The sequence below is a fragment of the Neisseria sicca genome (assembly GCF_017753665.1).
Classification (GTDB): Bacteria; Pseudomonadota; Gammaproteobacteria; order Burkholderiales; family Neisseriaceae; genus Neisseria; species Neisseria flava.
On the sequence record NZ_CP072524.1, the window covers coordinates 2,118,184 to 2,134,990 of the forward strand.

A 16,807-nucleotide genomic window follows, 5' to 3' on the forward strand; every position below is an offset into this window, starting at 1 on the left:
GGAGTTTTGAACCGTTGTCGTTTCTGTCTTCGTGTGAACAAGTTAAATTACTTTATTTTCGATATGCACTTACCGGCTGTCGTCATTCCCACGCAGGCGGGAATCCATCGTAAAACTTGAGAAACCTTGATTTGGAAAACAGTTTCTGAATTTAAAAAATGGATTCCCGCCGTAGCCTGTCCTCGCGTAGGCGGGGGCGGGAATGACGGAATTTGATGATATACCGTATTTAAAGTTGAGTATGTTTGCTATATAGAGATGGGCGGCTGCGGTGCGGTGTGGTTGAATTCGATTACGTTGGTGCATCGTTGAAATAAAGATAAGGGCGCATGATCGCGCCCCTTCGGTTTTCAGACGACCCCTTAAGTTTAGCGGGGTGCTTAAGCCGTTTTGTTCCGCAACGGCAGTTTGATATGCGGCTTGGCGGGTTTGGGCGCTTCTTTCAAACCCAGTTCGATTTGCTGCTCTTCGCTCAACAAATTGCTCCAGTCGCCTTTTTTATACCACTCGCGCCCGTCCAATTCGATGGGGTGTTGGATGCGCTCGCAGCCGTTGCCGCACTGCAAATCGTCTTCTTTGCAATATTTGTCGCAACCCCAGCAGATGCGCTCCGGCGCTTTGGGGAAGATAGGGAATTTTTTTGCCATGGTGTGAAATCCTTGTTTTTATTTTGATGAAATTATAAATGATTAGACCGAGGCAGCTTGGGTTTTGTACGTCTTTTTACGCTGGACGGTTAAGAAATGTATCAGGTCGTCTGAAAGGCGGAGTCTGTGCGTTCGTCTGTTTCATCACACACCTTTCCCATATCGGCGTAAAATCCGTACCCATTCATTCGATAATAATACATTATGCCCTTCCCCGAATTGACTGACGCCGAGCTTGCCGAATCCCGCAAGCTGCTCCTGCGTTTCGCCCGCATCCAGTTGCCCGACCGCCCCGATTTGGCGGAAGACCTTGTGCAGGAAACCATGCTTTCCGCCTACCGCGCTGCCGAAGGTTTTAAAGGTGATGCACAAGTGGGCAGTTGGTTGTTTGCCATTTTGAAAAACAAAATCACCGACTGCCTGCGCCAAATCGGACGGCAGCGCGAAGTATTCGCCACGCCTGCGGAAGAAATGTTGGACGAAATCTTTGAAGAACGGTTTGCATCAGACGGACATTGGACGACGGACGGCCATCCGCAAACTTGGGCCTCGCCCGAAAAAACGTTGGACAACAAAGAGTTTCGTGAAATCCTGCAAACCTGCCTCTACCAAATGCCGGAAAACACTGCCCGCGTGTTTACCATGAAAGAAATCCTCGGCTTCTCGTCCGACGAAATCCGCGAGCAATGCGGCATCAGCATGTCCAACTACCATACCATCATGCACCGCGCCCGCGAAACCCTGCGCCAATGCCTGCAAATCAAATGGTTCGGCAATGCAGGACATGCCGGTTAACCCTGTTAGGAAACCACAATGAACAAATGCCGCAAAACCGCCTACCTGCTCTCCAAAAAACAGGACGAAACCCGCCTGACCGTTCCAGAACGCATTTTTCTGGGCAGCCACCTGCTGATATGCCCCCATTGCCGCGAATATAAAAAACAACTCGACCTCATCCATAAAGCCATGAAAAAGATTTTTTGAGGCTACCGGATAAGGTAAAAAGGTCGTCTGAAACCTGATGTAGGTTTCAGACGACCTTTTATCATTAAGAGAAAACACGGATTGATCGCGGTTGAAGATGAATTTTCTATGAAACGGAACACCCATAAAAAAGCCGGGTTTTTAAACTCGGCTTTTGAAATTTGGCGGTATTTGGGCAGATTTTGAAGCATGGCAAACAAGGTTTAAACCGCCCAATAAGCTGGAAGTTTTATAGGAATGGTTGTATGGGTGTCAACATTTTCATCCATTTTTCAGTACAAAATATGATTTATGACAATATTCATTACTACAGTTCATTACATCGGCGGAAACGTTCATATTATATGTGTTAATATTTCATAGCTGTATTATAAACAGTACCTTAACTAGAAAATTTAAAGAAGGATAGAACATGAACAAATTACTAATTGCTGCAATGATGATGGCTGCACTGACAGCCTGTTCTCAAGAAGCCAAGCAGGAATCTAAGGAAGCGGCTACCGCCGTTGCCTCCGATGTTAAAGACGCTGCTGCTTCTGCCGTTGATACCGTTGCTTCTGCCGCTCAAGAAGCTGCAAGCAAGGTAGAAGAGGCTGCCGACAAAGCTGCGTCAGAAGTGAAAGAAGCGGCTCCTGCTGAAGCCAAACCGGAAGAAAAACCCGCAGATGCTTCTTCTGCCAAAGTGGACGGTAAAGCCGTTTTTGAAGCCAACTGTAAAATGTGCCACGGCGGTACCATCCCAGGCGCTCCGGTCGTCGGTAAAAATGACGACTGGGCTCCGCGTATCAAACAAGGCAAAGAAACCCTGCATAAGCATGCACTCGAAGGCTTCAACACCATGCCGGCAAAAGGCGGCAATACCAGCCTGAGCGACGACGAAGTCAAAGCGGCGGTCGATTATATGGCCAACCAATCCGGTGCCAAATTCTAAGCCGTACAAATCAAAACGCACCTCGCAATAAGGTGCGTTTTTTTATGGGAAAACAGCTTTAAAAAAGGCGAAAACCGTTTGAAAGCAACCCTTACGGAGACAAGTAGCTTTACAAACGGTTTTCAGGTCGGCCTAGCGACCCACCAATGGTTATTATACCAACATCATGTTTTTTTGACAAACTCTGATTTCAAATTCATCGCGCTGCCGTCGATTTTGCAACCGATATTGTGGTCGCCTTCTTGCAGGCGTATGCCTTTCACCTTGGTTCCTTGCTTGATGACCATGGAGCTGCCTTTGACTTTGAGGTCTTTAATCAGGACGACTGTGTCGCCGTCTTGCAACACGGCGCCGTTGGCATCTTTGACGCTCAGGGTTTCTTCGGCGGTTTCGCCGTCGTTTTCTGTCCATTCAAACGCGCATTCGGGGCAGATGTATTGGCTGCTGTCTTCGTAGGTGTATTCGGATTGGCATTGTGGGCAAGGTGGGAGGGACATGGTGGTGATTCCTTTGGTTGAGAAGCGGGGGATTATAAGGGAAAGGATGCAAGGATACGACGGCTTTGTATAGTGGATTAAATTTAAATCAGGACAAGGCGACGAAGCCGCAGACAGTACAGATAGTACGGAACCGATTCACTTGGTGCTTCAGCACCTTAGAGAATCGTTCTCTTTGAGCTAAGGCGAGGCAACGCCGTACTGGTTTAAAGTTAATCCACTATACCCATGCTTCAATACAAAACGACCTGTCTTGCAACAGGTCGTCTGAAAACACGGATGCGGCTTAGAGGGACAGCGAAGCTGCCTGAATCAGACCGCGTGCTTTGGCTTCGGCTTCGGCGGCACGCTCTTGCGAGGTGAAGGGACCCATTTTGACGACGTATTCGTAGTCGCGTTTCTCCATGGAAACTTTCGGATTCATTTTGCCGTAAGAAAGGTTTACCGCAGCTTGGTTCATATAGGCTTGCGCTTCACGCTCGGTACCGAAGGATTTCAAATCGACAAAAATGTCTTGACCGTTGTAGGCTTGTGCGCTTTGACCCGGAACGATTTGCTCGACTTTGACGTGTGCCGTGCCTTGGTTGATGAAACCTAATTGTTGGGCGGCGGCTTTGGAAACGTCGATTACGCGGTTGCCGTGGAAAGGACCGCGGTCATTGACGCGGACGATGACGCTTTTACCGTTTTTGGTGTTGGTCACACGGGCGTAGCTGGGAATGGGGAGGGTTTTGTGGGCGGCGGTCAGGGCGTTCATGTTGTAACGCTCGCCACTGGAAGTTTTACGGCCGTGGAATTGGCTGCCGTACCATGAGGCGTTGCCGGTTTGACTGAAGTTGGATACTTTGGTCATCGGCGTGTAGCGTTTGCCGGCGACTTTGTAGCTGCGGTTGGCTGAGGAGCTCAGCTTCTCGGCGCGGACGATGGAGTCGGCAGAGGCGGAATGAATGGAAAGGATGCTGATTGCAACGGCAGTCAGGGTGGAGAAAAGGGTGGTTTTAGATAAAATCAAAACGTAGTCCGTTCTAGAGTTGATAACGCGACGGGATGGCTCCCAGGCGGTTTCAGACGACGTATTGGCGGTTTGACAAAAACCAAGCTGTTGTCGGACAGTATCGCCTTGGTTTTTGTCAAACGGCTCAGGGAGACTCCCTTGCGGATGTTATACACCGCCTGCGTAACCGTTTTGCCGCCATGCTTCAAACAGAATCACGGCGACGGTGTTGGAAAGATTCATGCTCCGGCTGCCGGGCTTCATGGGCAGACGCAGCTTTTGCCCTTCGGGCAGGGTGTCGAGGATTTCGGCGGGCAGGCCTCGTGTCTCGGGACCGAACAAAAAAACATCGCCCTCAACAAAAGAAACTTCGTCGGGACGGGTTTTGCCTTTAGTGGTCAGCGCAAAAATGCGGCGGCCTTCCAAGGCTTTGAGACAATCTTCGAAATTCTCGTGTACCATCAGTTTTGCAAACTCGTGATAATCCAAACCTGCGCGTTTCATTTTTGCCGAATCCAGCGGAAAACCGAGCGGCTTGACCAGATGCAAATCTGCTCCGGTGTTGGCGCATAATCGGATGATATTGCCCGTATTGGGCGGGATTTCGGGTTGGTACAAAACTATGGTAAACATATAAATCAATCACTTATAGAGCGGCATAATGCCGAAATGTTCCGTAGGTGTCAAAAACTTTAAGCTATTTTTTCATTGGCGGACGCGCCAAACTCCAGCAAAAAATCTTGCCTGCGCCTGATTTTTTCAGCGTCCGCGCCAATTCGTCCAGCGTCGAGCCGGTGGTGAACACATCGTCGATTAACAAAATATTACAGTTTTTCGAGATATGACCATTGATTTCAAAAGCATTTTTTATATTGCGAACCCTATCTGCGCTTTTCAGCGTGCTTTGCGGCTCGCGATGTCGTCTGAAAACCGTCTGCCGCGGCAGCAGTGTCCAGCCGTAATGTTCGGACAGAATATCCGCCAATTCCTCGCTTTGGTTGAAGCCGCGATACAGCCGCCTTTCTTTGCTCAACGGCACGGGCAGCACAAAATCGAAATGCTCCGTTTCCAGCCAGTCGGGCGCATGGCGGCGCATCAGTTCCGCCAGCGGACGGCTCATGCCGAGGTCAGCCAAATGCTTCAACGCGCGTATCATACTGCTGACGGGCGGCTCATAATACAGCGAAGCCCACATCCGCTCAAATGCCGGCGGCTTCTTCTGACAGCCGCCGCACACCGCCCCGCCCTGTATAGGGCGGAAACACAAAGGGCAACTGTTTGCCACGTCCGTAAAAAACTCTTCCAAATCCGCCGCGCAACCGTCGCAAAACCCGCCATACAGCCGGTTTTCGCACGCTGAAACCAAGGCGTGGCATAATACGCAACGGCTTTTGTTCCACCATCCCGCATTGCACCACCAAGAGAAAACATCCATAGAGAAAACAGCCATGCCGCACTCCGCCAAAAAAGTTTATCTGATACACGGCTGGGCAGCGAACCGCCACGTCTTCGACGACCTCATCCCGCGCCTGCCTGCCGATTGGGACATCCACGCTCTCGACCTGCCCGGACACGGCGACGCACCCTTTGCCGAAAACTTCAACATCGCCGCGATTGCCGAAGCCTTCGCCGAAGAAATCGATACACCGGCACACATCCTCGGCTGGTCGCTCGGCGGCTTGGTCGCGCTCCATCTCGCCGCACGCCGTCCCGACAAAGTCCGTTCGCTCTGCCTGACCGCAAGTTTCGCCCGCCTGACTGCCGACGCGGACTACCCCGAAGGGCTGTCCAATTCCGCTTTGAGCAAGATGGTCGGCGCGTTTCGGCAGGATTATGCCAAACATATCAAACAGTTTCTACAATTACAGTTGCTGCATACACCAAACGCCGCCGAAATCATCGGCAACATCCTGCCCGATCTCTCCCGCCACGGCGCACCGCCCGCCCTGCAAGCTGCGCTGGACGCCGTCAACCAAGCCGATGCCCGCCCCCTGCTTTCAAGCATCCAAGCCCCGTCGCTTTTAGTGTTCGGACAAAAAGACGCCATCACCCCGCCGCGTATGGGCGAATACCTCAACCGCCATCTGGCGGACAGCGAATTGGTCTTGATGGAAAAAGCGGCACACGCCCCGTTTTTAAGCCACGCAGATGAATTTGCCGAACGCTACCGCGGCTTTGTCGAAAAGGTCGTCTGAAAAGGCATACTTTGATTTCTGTACAAATATGAATTTAGAAATTAAGGATTAAGGAAATTTTTCTATTTTTAATAGATTAAAATGGCAGAAAACCCGTTTCGTCATTCCCGCGCAGGCGGGAATGACGACATACGAGGATTAGGGTGGTTTTCGGAATACGGCATAAGAACATAGAACCGCCACTCCTATACAAACATCAATAACGGTACTACTCCTTCAAAAAAAGAAAAAAAGGTCGTCTGAAACATGAACCCCCAAGACAAACGCTGGCAAATCCACCGCCATCTCGCCCAAGACACCGACGAGCGGCTGCAAATCGTCCGCAACGCGCCCAAGCGCGTCCTGCTGGTCGGCGCGGACGCAGACATCAGCCGCAGCCTGCTTGCCGCGCGTTATCCGAACGCGGTATTCGAAGAATACGACCCGCGCGCCGACTTCCTTCAAACCGCCGCAGCCGCGCGCAAAAGCGGTTTTTGGCAAAAGCTCACCGGCAAAACCGTCGCCCAACATTGCCAAGCCCTCACCGCCCCGCTGCCCGAAGCCGCTGCCGATATGTTGTGGGCGAACCTCAGCCTGCCCCGCGCGGACGAAATCCTGCCCGTCCTGAAAAACTGGGCAAACGCCTTGAAAACAGACGGTTTATTATTCTTCACCCATTTCGGCCGCGACAGCCTGACCGAGCTGACAGGTCGTCTGAAAAGCGCGGGGATAACGTATGAAACGCCGACCTTAATCGATATGCACGACCTCGGAGACATGCTTGCCGATAACGGTTTCTACGACCCCGTTACCGATACTGCCAAGCTCGAATTGAGCTACCGCAAAGCGGCGACGTTCCAGCAGGACATGGAAACCTTAGGTCTATGGCACGCCTTGAAATTCAGCGATGACCGCGCGGCTGAAGCCTTTGTGGATAAGATTTTTGAAACCGAAGGTGGCTTGACCATTACACTCGAAACCGTGTACGGCCATGCCGTGAAAAAATTGACGCTGCCCGAGGGGGAAAATGTGGTGCGGTTTTATCCGAAAGGCTGAACAGTTTGTCAAAACAAATGAAAGGTCGTCTGAAAACGTCTAACGAATGGTGTTAAAACGTTTTCAGACGACCTTTCTTCCTTAGCTGATTCATTCAACTTTCAATACGCCATTTCCCATCGGCTGTCATTTTCCGCAGGCTGAAATCCAGAGGCTTGAAATGACGGAAACTGCGAAACATTTCTGAAAATGATGGTATGCAAGTTTATTATTTTGATTCACTAAAATTTGCGGGTCGGGCATTCCTACTCGACCCGCCGTTTTCAGACGACCTTTCGTGTTATCGCGCCTTTATTTCACTTTGCCTTTCAACGCGCCGTAGCCTGCCGCATCCATTTGTTCCAGCGGGATGAATTTCAGGCTCGCGCCGTTGATGCAGTAGCGCAGTCCGCCTTTGTCTTGCGGACCGTCGGCGAAGACGTGTCCCAAGTGCGAATCGGCGGCATGGCTGCGGACTTCGGTGCGGCGCATGTTGTAGCTGAAATCGTCGTGTTGGGTAACGGCGGCGGCGTTAATCGGGCGGGTGAAGCTCGGCCAACCGCAGCCGGAATCGAATTTGTCGGCGGAGCTGAACAAGGGTTCGCCGCTGACGACGTCCACATAAATGCCGGGTTTGAACAGATGGTCGTATTCGTGGCTGAAGGCGTATTCGGTCGCGCTTTTTTGGGTAACTTGGTATTGCTCTTCGGTCAGGATGCGTTTGAGTTCGGCATCACTGGGTTTTTTATATGTTGCCGCGTCGAAGCCTTTACCTTGCGGGGCGGCCTTGCTTTTGCCCGGCAGCGGTTCGTCGGCTTTGCGGATGTCGATGTGGCAGTAGCCGTTGGGGTTTTTAATCAGGTAGTCCTGATGGTATTCCTCGGCGTCGTAGAAGTTTTTCAGCGGCTCGTTTTCGACGACGAGGGGCTGTTGGTATTTTTGCTGCTCGCGTTTGAGGGCGGCGGCGATGACGGCTTTTTCGGCGGGGTCGGTGTAGTACACGCCGCTGCGGTATTGCGTGCCGGTGTCGTTGCCTTGTTTGTTGAGGCTGGTCGGGTCAACGACGCGGAAATAGTATTGCAGGATGTCGTCGAGGCTGAGTTTGTCAGCATCGTAGGTGACTTTGACGGTCTCGGCATGACCCGTGTCGCGGTAGGACACGTCTTCGTAGCTCGGATTTTTTGTTTTGCCGTTGGCGTAGCCGGATACGGCGTCCACCACGCCGTCTATGCGTTGGAAATAGGCTTCCAAGCCCCAGAAGCAGCCGCCTGCGAGGTAGATGGTGCGCGTGTTCATGATTTTTGAATCCTTTTTCTGTGTGTCGGGTTTGTAGAACGCGTTTTTCAGACGACCTAAATCGGCATTCGGATCGCGGATTAACGCCAATGCCTGCGCTTCGTTGATGCTGCCTTTGACGATGCGCTGCACGTCGCCGTCTTTACCGATTAACGCCCACGAAGGGTAAACGCTGATATTCAGGCTTTGGGCGATGGTGCCGCCGTTGTCGGTCACGACGGGTAGCTTGGGATAGTTCAACCCGGCATACCATTTCTGGAAGTCGCCGTCTTTTTTCTCGTGCAGAAAACCGGGGGAGGCGACGGTAATCAGGTTGGCGGAGCTGAAGCGCTTGTCCTGCGCCCATTTTTCGGTCTGCCCCAATTCGGACAAACACAAAGGACACCAGCTCGCCCAGAATTTAATCAGGGTGGGTTTGTCTTTTTTCAAATAAACGCTGGCGGGGCGGTTGTCCGCGGTTTTTAACGTGGACAAAGTGTGCGGCACGGTCGCGGCTTCGGCATCGGCGATTTTGGGCGAACAAGCGCCCAGCGCAAACAGGCAGCCGAACTTGGCGCAAAGGGAAAAGAAGGTACGAGGTTTCATCTCTATGTTTCCTGTGTGGACGGTTTGTATTATTAGACGTTGAAGATGCCAAAACCTTACAGCCTGGATTTTCAGACGACCTTGCCGCGTAAAATACGCTACAATACGCTCTATTTCAAGCTTCTAAAATTAAAAGGAAAATTCAATGTTCAGCTTCTTCCGCCGCAAGAAAAAACAGGAAACGCCCGCTCAAGAAGAAACCCGCATTCAGGAAACCGCCGCCGAAGCCGTAGAACACGCCGAAACTGCCGTTTCGCAAACGCTTGAAACGGTTCAGGAAAATATCGGCGAAAAAGTGGAAGAACTGACGGCGGCAGTCGAAACGGCGGTAGAAAACGCAAAAGAGCGCGCCGAAGAAATCCGCGAGACTGTGGTTGAACATGTTTCCGAAACGGTCGAACACATCCGCGAGGCAGTCGGCGAAACGTCGTCTGAAACGGTCGAACAAATGGAAGAACGCGTGGAAGCCGTCAGCGAAACCGTTGCCGAAAATGTTTCCGCAGCAGTAGAACACGTCCATGACGCGGTCAGCGACGGGTCGTCTGAAACCGCAGAAGCTGTCGAAGCCTTAGAAACCCAAGCCGAAGCCGCGCCTGCAACATCCGAAGAACATTCCGTAAAAACCCTTGAAAATACGGCCGTCTCAACGTCGTCTGAAACCGAACCCAAACTAGGCTGGGCGGCGCGTTTAAAACAGGGTTTGACCAAATCGCGCGACAAAATGGCGAAATCGCTGGCGGGCGTGTTCGGCGGCGGGCAAATCGACGAAGATTTGTACGAAGAGCTGGAAACCGTGTTGATTACCAGCGACATGGGTATGGAAGCGACGGAATACCTGATGAAAGACGTGCGCAACCGCGTCAGCCTCAAGGGTCTGAAAGACGGCAACGAATTGCGCGGCGCATTGAAAGAAGCCTTGTACGACCTGATTAAGCCGTTGGAAAAACCGCTGGTCTTGCCCGAGACGAAAGAGCCGTTCGTCATCATGCTGGCGGGCATCAACGGCGCGGGCAAAACCACCTCCATCGGCAAACTCGCCAAATATTTCCAAGCGCAGGGCAAATCCGTGCTGCTTGCCGCCGGCGACACCTTCCGCGCCGCCGCCCGCGAGCAGCTTCAAGCATGGGGCGAACGCAACAACGTAACCGTCATCTCGCAAACCACGGGCGATTCCGCCGCCGTCTGCTTCGATGCCGTCCAAGCCGCCAAAGCGCGCGGCATCGACATCGTGCTTGCCGATACTGCCGGCCGCCTGCCCACTCAGCTTCATTTGATGGAAGAAATCAAAAAAGTGAAACGCGTGCTGCAAAAAGCGATGCCCGACGCGCCGCACGAAATCATCGTCGTCCTCGATGCCAACATCGGGCAAAACGCCGTCAACCAAGTCAAAGCCTTCGATGAGGCGCTGGGTCTGACCGGGCTGATTGTGACCAAACTCGACGGCACGGCAAAAGGCGGCATCCTCGCTGCGCTTGCCTCCGACCGTCCCGTCCCTGTCCGCTACATCGGCGTGGGCGAAGGCATAGACGATTTGCGCCCGTTTAACGCACGCGCGTTTGTGGACGCGTTGCTCGATTGATACTGCCACACGGTAAAACAGTAAACAAGAAGGTCGTCTGAAAAGTTTTCAGACGACCTTTTTCTTTTTGAGGCTGCCCTAGCAAATACGGCAGCCCCACTAATACATTGCTCTCGAAATGCGAATCTTGATTGCCATCAGCTTATGCAACAACCAAAATACCTTGTTCCAGCCAGTCCGACCATTTTTGCGTTAAGGCATCCTGCCAGCCGTTTTCAGACGACATGAACTCTGCCAGCATGGCTTGCAGTCCGTTCAGGGAAGTGGGGGTGTCTGCCAGCACTTCCAGCAATAATGCGTCGAAATAGTCGAGGGTTTGGTACATCACGTCGTCTTCACTGTTGCGCCACACCAAAACGGCGGTTTCGGTCGCCTGCAATTCGTCGGTCACGTCGCAGTGGTAACGGCGGACAAAGGAGGCGGGAGAAAGGGTGTACGCCAAATCGTCTGAATCGGCGGACGAGGCTTGGCTGTCGGTTTGGGCGACTTCGGCGAGCAGTTGAGTGTGTTCAAAGTCCATCAGTGCCAAGAGGTCGTCTGAAAGCGGCAGGCTTTGGCAGTATTGGAGGAATTCGCCGGCAATTTCTTGGAAATAGGGGGTTTGGGCGCGCGCGTCGTGGACGAAACCTTCTTTCAGACGACCCCATTCTCCGCTGTCGAGATATTGCGGCGTTTCGGTATAACAGCGGTCGATGAAGCTGTGGATATTGTTGCGTATCAGGCGGATATAGACGTTCAGGCGGTCTTGCGGCAAGCCGTCGGCGGCTTCGCCTTCGCGTATTGCTTGGGCAAAGCGTTGTTGATATTGGGCGGAGGTTTCAGGCTGCACGGCGGTATTCCTTTCCGGCGCGCGTTTGATATTCGGCGATTTTGGCGACTTCGGCTTCGAGTTCGGCAAAAGGCGGGAAATTGAAATCGCGTTCCAACAGGGTGGGCGGGATGGTCGGCAGCTTGGTGTAGGCGAGTTCGAGCAAGTCCCAAACGGTCGGTAAAACCGCCGCGCCGTGGGTATCAATCAAAAGCTCGGGGGTTTCGACGTCGTGTCCGGCGATGTGGATGTAACACACGCGACCTGCGTCAACGTTTTCCAAAAAGGCTTCGGGCGACAACAGTCCGTGATTGACGGCGTTGACGTAGATATTGTTCACATCGAGATGAATGCCGCAGTCGGCCTCGCGTGCAACGGCGTTGAGGAACTCGACTTCGTTCATTTCGGCAAGCGGGGAATGCAGGTAGTAGGAGGTGTTTTCTACGGCGATGCGGCAGCCCAACCGGTCTTGCACTTCGCGGATACGCCGCGCGGTATGCCGCACCATTTCTTCAGTGAAGGGCAACGGCAACAGGTCGTAGAGATGGCCGCCGTCGTGGCAGTAGCTCAAATGGTCGGAGAAAAACGTGCAATCGTAACGGCGCATCATCTCTTTGATGCCGTCTATCAAGGCGGTATCCAGCGGGGCTTGTCCGCCCAGCGACATGGATAATCCGTGCAACGCCAGCGGCAGCCGTTCCGCCACGCGGTCAAACTGTTTGCGCGCCCTACCGCCCATTTTCAGCCAGTTTTCGGGTGCGGCTTCGATAAAGCGTATCGGGCTGTCGTCTGAAAGCGAGAGGAAGTCTTCCGCCAAGTCGCGGCGGTAGCCTAAACCTGCGTGTTGAATCATGATGTTGCTCCGTTTTGGATGGTGTTCCGACGGTTTTGGTACGAAATTGCTGTCAAAATCATATAAAAAGCCGCATTTATCAATAAAATGCGGCTTTTTGTTCTAAATTATTTAGAACCGCATTTGCCTTCGCCGCATTTGCCTTCAACTGCTTTAGCTTTGGCTTTTGCTGCTTTGGCGTTTTTAGCGGGGGTTTTTTTCACAGTTGAACCGCATTTACCCTCGCCACATTTGCCTTCGCCTGCTTTAGAAGCAGCGGCGCCGCATGAACCTTCGGCAGCTTTAGCCGCACCGCAAGAGCCTTGGGCAGATTTTTGAACACCTGCTTTGCTACTTACCGGTTTGTCAGCGGCAACAACGCCGGCGGCCAAAGACAAAGACAAAGCACCTGCAAGGGCAGCGGCTACATTTTTTTTCATGTTGATTTCCTTTTTAAAGTATCAAGTTAAACAGATTAAAAATTTGAGTTGGCGCGTTTAAAGTCCGCTCCCCGACCTTTTTCATTGATTTCCGACGCGACATTTCGGGCAGAAGCGTTTTTTCAACAGCGCATCCAGCGATAAACAGCCCGCGCCTTGCAGCAGAATCGGGATTAAAACCACGATATAAATCAAAGCCATTTTATAGCCGTTGTCGCAGACATTATAACCCGCACCCGCATGGACTGCCGCCCATGCTACCCCCGTTACAATGATTAATCCCAAGGCAGACAGGCGGGTTGCCAATCCTAAAAGCAGCAAAACCGGAAAAACTAGCTCCGCCCACATCGCCAAGTTCCAATTCATGCTGTCGGGCAGTAAATTGAACGGAAAGGGGAATTGGTCGTTGATTTCGGCAAACCAGTTTTCGCCGTTCCATTTCTGCATGCCCGATTCCCAAAATTCGTAAGCGGCAAACAGGCGCAAAACCAATAAACCTAAAGCTGATTGCCACGGGGCTGTGATATTCGTTTTCATGATAACCGTTTCATAAAATCATTTCATGCCCGATTAGACGCGACAGCTTGAAAATGCTTACAAGCCAATTGAAAAAATTTTGTTTGTTATTGTTTTATAACGATATTAATATTCAGAAGGTCGTCTGAAATAGGTTTTCAAGGTTTCAGACGACCTTTTTCTGTGTCTTTTTAACGGTCAATCTTGCGTGCAGATTTCTACGATTTCTTCGCCGTATTTTTCCAACCATTCCCCGCTCACGTCATCAATTTTGGAAAGCGCCGTCAAAGTTTGCGGCCGGGCTTTGGCGATGGCGCGTAAAGTCTGTTTTCTGGCGACGGCGTGCATCTCTCCGCCTTCATATCGGGCGGTATCGAAACACCATTGGAACAGGCGGCGGGCGAGCTGGCGTTCTGCCTGTTTCGGCTCGGAAAGCCCGTCTGCGTAGGGGCGGCAGATGTCGAGTATTACCTGCCCGTATTGGGCAATTCTTTCGCTGCCTATGCCGTGAATACCGAGCAGGTCGGCTTCTTCGGCGGGCGTGAAGACGACAAGGTCGGTCAGGCTGATGTTGGAAAGGATTTTGCCCAAGGCGCATTGTTTGGCGGCTGCCTGCTCGGCACGCCAGGTTTCCAGCTTTTGCTGTAATTGCTGTTCGCGCTCGGTTTGGGGGGTAAATAGGGGGTCTTCGTTGCCCGCTTGTCCGCTTTGGTTTTCGGCTGCGTTCTTGCAGACATTGAGGATATCGATGCCGAATTTTTTGATTTTCGCCTCACCCAAACCGTAGATTTGGTGCAAATCTTCCAGCGTTTGCGGCATTTTTTTGACGATGTCGCGCAGGGTTTTGTCACCGCAGACGACATAAGCAGGGACTTCTTCGGAATGGGCGCGCTGCTGCCGCCAATGCCGCAATGCTTGCCATAGGCGTTCTTCGCGTTCGGTACGCAGCCAGTTGTCTTTGGGCTTTTGAGTGGCGGATTTTTCGCGGCGCAGCGGGCGCAACATGACTTCGGTTTCGCCTTTAAGGACTTTTTTTGCAGCTTCGGTCAGTTGCAATGCCTGATATTGTGCGGTATTGACGGTGAGGTAGCCGAGGCTGATGCACTGGCGGATGACGCTGCGCCATTCTTTGTCGGTTTGCCCGTTGCCGATGCCGAAGGTGGAGAGTTTGTCGTGGCCGTTGCGCTCTATCCAGTCGTCGCTTTTACCGCGCAGCAGGTTGGTGATATAGCCGGCGGCAAAGCGTTGTCCGGCGCGATACACGCAACTGAGGAGCTTTTGTACGAGGACGGTGCCGTCGAAGCGTACGGGCGGATGCAGGCAGTTGTCGCAATGCCCGCAGGGGGCGGATTCTTCGCCGAAATGCTTGAGCAGAAGGACGCGGCGGCAGGCGGCGGTTTCGCAGACGGAAAGCATGGCATCGAGCTTCTGCATTTCGATTTGCTTCTGCACTTCGTCGCTGTTGCCTTCGGCGATACGTTCGCGCAGCAATACCCAGTCGTTCAGCCCGTAACACAGCCAACTCACGGCAGGCAGCCCGTCCCGCCCGGCGCGGCCGGATTCTTGGTAGAAATGTTCGACGCTTTGGGGCATATCGAGATGGGCGACGAAGCGCACGTCCGGTTTGTCTATGCCCATACCGAAGGCAACGGTGGCGACGACGATGATGTTGTCTTCGCGGGTAAAACGGCGTTGGTTTGCTTCGCGCACTTCCATGCTCAAGCCGGCATGGTAGGGAATCGCGTCCAATCCGTTTTCGCAGAGGAATTGAGCGATGTCTTCGACCTTTTTGCGGCTGAGGCAATAGACGATACCGCTTTGCCCTTCCATTTCTTTGCGGATGAAGTCGAAAAGCTGCTTTTTACCGTTGTTTTTTTCGATGACCTGATAATAGATATTCGGGCGGTCAAAGCTGGAGATGAATTCGGGCGCGTCTTCGAGATGGAGGAAATGTTTGATGTCGGCGCGGGTCGCCGCATCGGCGGTCGCGGTCAGGGCAATGCGCGGCACTTGCGGATAGCGTTTGGCAAGCAGCCCTAATTGCTGGTATTCGGGGCGGAAATCGTGCCCCCATTGGCTGACGCAATGTGCTTCGTCTATGGCGAAAAGGCTGATGGTTTGCTGATCGAGAAAACGCAGGAAACGGTCGGTAACGAGCCGCTCCGGTGCGACGTAGAGCAGTTTCAGACGACCTTGGGCGAGTTTGTCCGCCACTTCGCGGGCTTCTTCCACCGTTGTACTGCTGTTGACCGCTGCTGCTTCTATGCCTGCGGCGTGCAGGCTCGCCACTTGGTCGTTCATCAGGGCAATCAGCGGCGAAACGACGATGGCGACGCCTTCGCGCATCAGCGCGGGAATTTGGTAACACAGCGACTTGCCCCCGCCCGTCGGCATCAATACCATCAGGCTTCCGCCGCCTGCCAATGTATTGACGACAGCCTCCTGCTTGCCGCGAAATTCGGGATAGCCGAATACTTCGTGCAAAATCTGTTGGGCGGAAGGCTGGGGCATGATGGTTCCGTAGGAAGGGAAAAACGTTATTTTAGCGGTTTTAGACACTGCCTGCATGGGGGATATTTGAGTTATCCACATGGGGTCATCTGAAAACGGATTATGCTTGGTTGGGTATCGCAGATTGATTTTTGATTGAGACAAGATGGCGGAACTGCCGACAATACGGATATGGGAAACTGGTTTACCCAATGCGTTACCGTTCTTTTTAATCTCCGGCAAAGCGGCGGCATACCGGTTTCCAGTCAATCGGCTAGAAAACCTGTTTTCAGACGACCTTTTCATTTTTTGGCGGTTTTAAGACTTTGCAAAGCCGATTTACTGCCCCGCCGTCTTCGCGCATAATACGGCAGTCTAATAATTTATCCTAAGCACCCGAAACTTATGAACATCAAACACTTTTCCCTTATTTCGACTTTATCGACAGCCCTGCTCCTGAGCGCCTGTCAAACGACTACGACCACAAGCGGCGGCGTCAGCGGCAACTGGGACAACATCGGCACGATTTCCGACGGCAATATCAAAGTGGCGATTGATAAAAACAGCATCAAGAAAAACGGTACTTTGGTTACTTTCCGCGATAGAAAAACCGTGTCAAAGATGAAAGAAGAACGCTTCGTCAACACGCCTGCCTACAAAACCGCCATCGGCGACTGGGAAATCCACTGCACCAACAAAACCTACCGCCTGACCGCTTTGCAGCTCCTCGACGAACACGGCAAAGAAATTTCCAAACACAGCTACACGGCGACGAATATCCGCCCGATGAGCGTAATGAACGGCACAATTACCGAAAAACAATTCGAAGCCGTATGCGACAGCAAGCTCTAATACTCAACTTATCTACATACTTATCCACAAGATAGTTAAATCAAAAGGTCGTCTGAAAACCATGAATATGGGGATTCAGACGACCTTTTTGATTTTTTTCGGGAAAGTTATATTCAGGATTATCCACATTTTATTGAAGTCGCGGTT

18 protein-coding genes are annotated in these 16,807 nt (G+C 52.3%); 7 read left to right on the plus strand and 11 right to left on the minus strand.

What is annotated here, in order from left to right; all coding sequences use genetic code 11:
- Nucleotides 1-380 precede the first annotated feature (380 nt).
- Nucleotides 381-647 carry a DUF3079 domain-containing protein gene (locus J7445_RS10030; protein WP_003766405.1) on the minus strand — a complete coding sequence of 89 codons (267 nt, stop codon included), beginning with the start codon at nucleotides 645-647 and terminating at the stop codon, nucleotides 381-383.
- A gap of 204 nt (nucleotides 648-851) precedes the next feature.
- Here J7445_RS10030 and J7445_RS10035 point away from each other — a divergent pair, with 204 nt between their 5' ends.
- The 3 genes from J7445_RS10035 (at nucleotide 852) to J7445_RS10045 (ending at nucleotide 2,562) form a co-directional block, all read left to right on the plus strand.
- Nucleotides 852-1,442: a sigma-70 family RNA polymerase sigma factor gene (locus J7445_RS10035; protein ID WP_070654978.1), complete on the plus strand. Its 591-nt coding sequence runs from the start codon at nucleotides 852-854 to the stop codon at nucleotides 1,440-1,442.
- 18 nt (nucleotides 1,443-1,460) lie between these two features.
- Nucleotides 1,461-1,631, plus strand: coding sequence for an anti-sigma factor family protein (locus J7445_RS10040; RefSeq protein WP_141752020.1), 171 nt, complete (start codon nucleotides 1,461-1,463; stop codon nucleotides 1,629-1,631).
- Nucleotides 1,632-2,043: 412 nt separating this feature from the next.
- A complete protein-coding gene (locus J7445_RS10045) occupies nucleotides 2,044-2,562 on the plus strand; it encodes a c-type cytochrome (protein ID WP_019270832.1) in 519 nt (172 codons plus the stop codon).
- A 164-nt stretch (nucleotides 2,563-2,726) separates the two neighbouring features.
- Here the strand turns inward: J7445_RS10045 and J7445_RS10050 are convergent, their stop codons facing one another.
- From J7445_RS10050 to J7445_RS10065, 4 genes are all read right to left on the minus strand, one after another.
- Nucleotides 2,727-3,059, minus strand: coding sequence for a zinc ribbon domain-containing protein YjdM (locus tag J7445_RS10050; protein WP_019270833.1), 333 nt, complete (start codon nucleotides 3,057-3,059; stop codon nucleotides 2,727-2,729).
- A 286-nt stretch (nucleotides 3,060-3,345) separates the two neighbouring features.
- A complete protein-coding gene (locus tag J7445_RS10055) occupies nucleotides 3,346-4,071 on the minus strand; it encodes a septal ring lytic transglycosylase RlpA family protein (RefSeq protein ID WP_070654976.1) in 726 nt (241 codons plus the stop codon).
- 150 nt (nucleotides 4,072-4,221) lie between these two features.
- Nucleotides 4,222-4,686, minus strand: coding sequence for a tRNA (uridine(34)/cytosine(34)/5-carboxymethylaminomethyluridine(34)-2'-O)-methyltransferase TrmL (trmL, locus tag J7445_RS10060; RefSeq protein WP_070655029.1), 465 nt, complete (start codon nucleotides 4,684-4,686; stop codon nucleotides 4,222-4,224).
- A 64-nt stretch (nucleotides 4,687-4,750) separates the two neighbouring features.
- The gene (locus J7445_RS10065) at nucleotides 4,751-5,488 is read right to left on the minus strand and encodes a ComFC family protein (protein ID WP_083310369.1); all 738 of its coding nucleotides are present in this window, start codon (nucleotides 5,486-5,488) and stop codon (nucleotides 4,751-4,753) included.
- A 13-nt stretch (nucleotides 5,489-5,501) separates the two neighbouring features.
- Here J7445_RS10065 and bioH point away from each other — a divergent pair, with 13 nt between their 5' ends.
- Both bioH and J7445_RS10075 read left to right on the plus strand, forming a co-directional pair.
- Entirely contained in the window at nucleotides 5,502-6,248 is a 747-nt protein-coding gene (gene bioH / locus J7445_RS10070; RefSeq protein ID WP_070654972.1) for a pimeloyl-ACP methyl ester esterase BioH, read from the plus strand.
- Nucleotides 6,249-6,494: 246 nt separating this feature from the next.
- A complete protein-coding gene (locus J7445_RS10075; protein ID WP_070654970.1) occupies nucleotides 6,495-7,283 on the plus strand; it encodes a class I SAM-dependent methyltransferase in 789 nt (262 codons plus the stop codon).
- Between the two features lie 291 nt (nucleotides 7,284-7,574).
- On the opposite strand, the gene msrAB is transcribed toward J7445_RS10075, so the two are convergent.
- Nucleotides 7,575-9,143: a bifunctional peptide-methionine (S)-S-oxide reductase MsrA/peptide-methionine (R)-S-oxide reductase MsrB gene (gene msrAB, locus J7445_RS10080; protein ID WP_070654968.1), complete on the minus strand. Its 1,569-nt coding sequence runs from the start codon at nucleotides 9,141-9,143 to the stop codon at nucleotides 7,575-7,577.
- Between the two features lie 145 nt (nucleotides 9,144-9,288).
- Between msrAB and ftsY the strand changes: the two genes are divergently transcribed.
- Nucleotides 9,289-10,722, plus strand: coding sequence for a signal recognition particle-docking protein FtsY (gene ftsY, locus J7445_RS10085; RefSeq protein ID WP_083310365.1), 1,434 nt, complete (start codon nucleotides 9,289-9,291; stop codon nucleotides 10,720-10,722).
- Between the two features lie 142 nt (nucleotides 10,723-10,864).
- Here ftsY and J7445_RS10090 read toward each other — a convergent pair whose 3' ends face one another.
- From J7445_RS10090 to recQ, 5 genes are all read right to left on the minus strand, one after another.
- Nucleotides 10,865-11,551 carry an HvfC family RiPP maturation protein gene (locus J7445_RS10090; RefSeq protein ID WP_070654966.1) on the minus strand — a complete coding sequence of 229 codons (687 nt, stop codon included), beginning with the start codon at nucleotides 11,549-11,551 and terminating at the stop codon, nucleotides 10,865-10,867.
- Nucleotides 11,541-12,383 carry an HvfB family MNIO-type RiPP peptide maturase gene (locus J7445_RS10095; protein WP_004565697.1) on the minus strand — a complete coding sequence of 281 codons (843 nt, stop codon included), beginning with the start codon at nucleotides 12,381-12,383 and terminating at the stop codon, nucleotides 11,541-11,543. The genes J7445_RS10090 and J7445_RS10095 overlap by 11 nt, the downstream gene beginning before the upstream one ends.
- Before the next feature lie 107 nt (nucleotides 12,384-12,490).
- Nucleotides 12,491-12,802, minus strand: coding sequence for an HvfA family oxazolone/thioamide-modified RiPP metallophore (locus J7445_RS10100; RefSeq protein ID WP_049226118.1), 312 nt, complete (start codon nucleotides 12,800-12,802; stop codon nucleotides 12,491-12,493).
- Between the two features lie 81 nt (nucleotides 12,803-12,883).
- The gene (locus J7445_RS10105; protein WP_049231311.1) at nucleotides 12,884-13,339 is read right to left on the minus strand and encodes an HvfX family Cu-binding RiPP maturation protein; all 456 of its coding nucleotides are present in this window, start codon (nucleotides 13,337-13,339) and stop codon (nucleotides 12,884-12,886) included.
- Nucleotides 13,340-13,516: 177 nt separating this feature from the next.
- Complete coding sequence (recQ, locus tag J7445_RS10110; protein WP_070654964.1) at nucleotides 13,517-15,829, minus strand: DNA helicase RecQ; 2,313 nt, start codon at nucleotides 15,827-15,829, stop codon at nucleotides 13,517-13,519.
- A 384-nt stretch (nucleotides 15,830-16,213) separates the two neighbouring features.
- Here recQ and J7445_RS10115 point away from each other — a divergent pair, with 384 nt between their 5' ends.
- A complete protein-coding gene (locus J7445_RS10115; RefSeq protein WP_070654962.1) occupies nucleotides 16,214-16,660 on the plus strand; it encodes a surface-adhesin E family protein in 447 nt (148 codons plus the stop codon).
- Nucleotides 16,661-16,807: the final 147 nt, after the last annotated feature.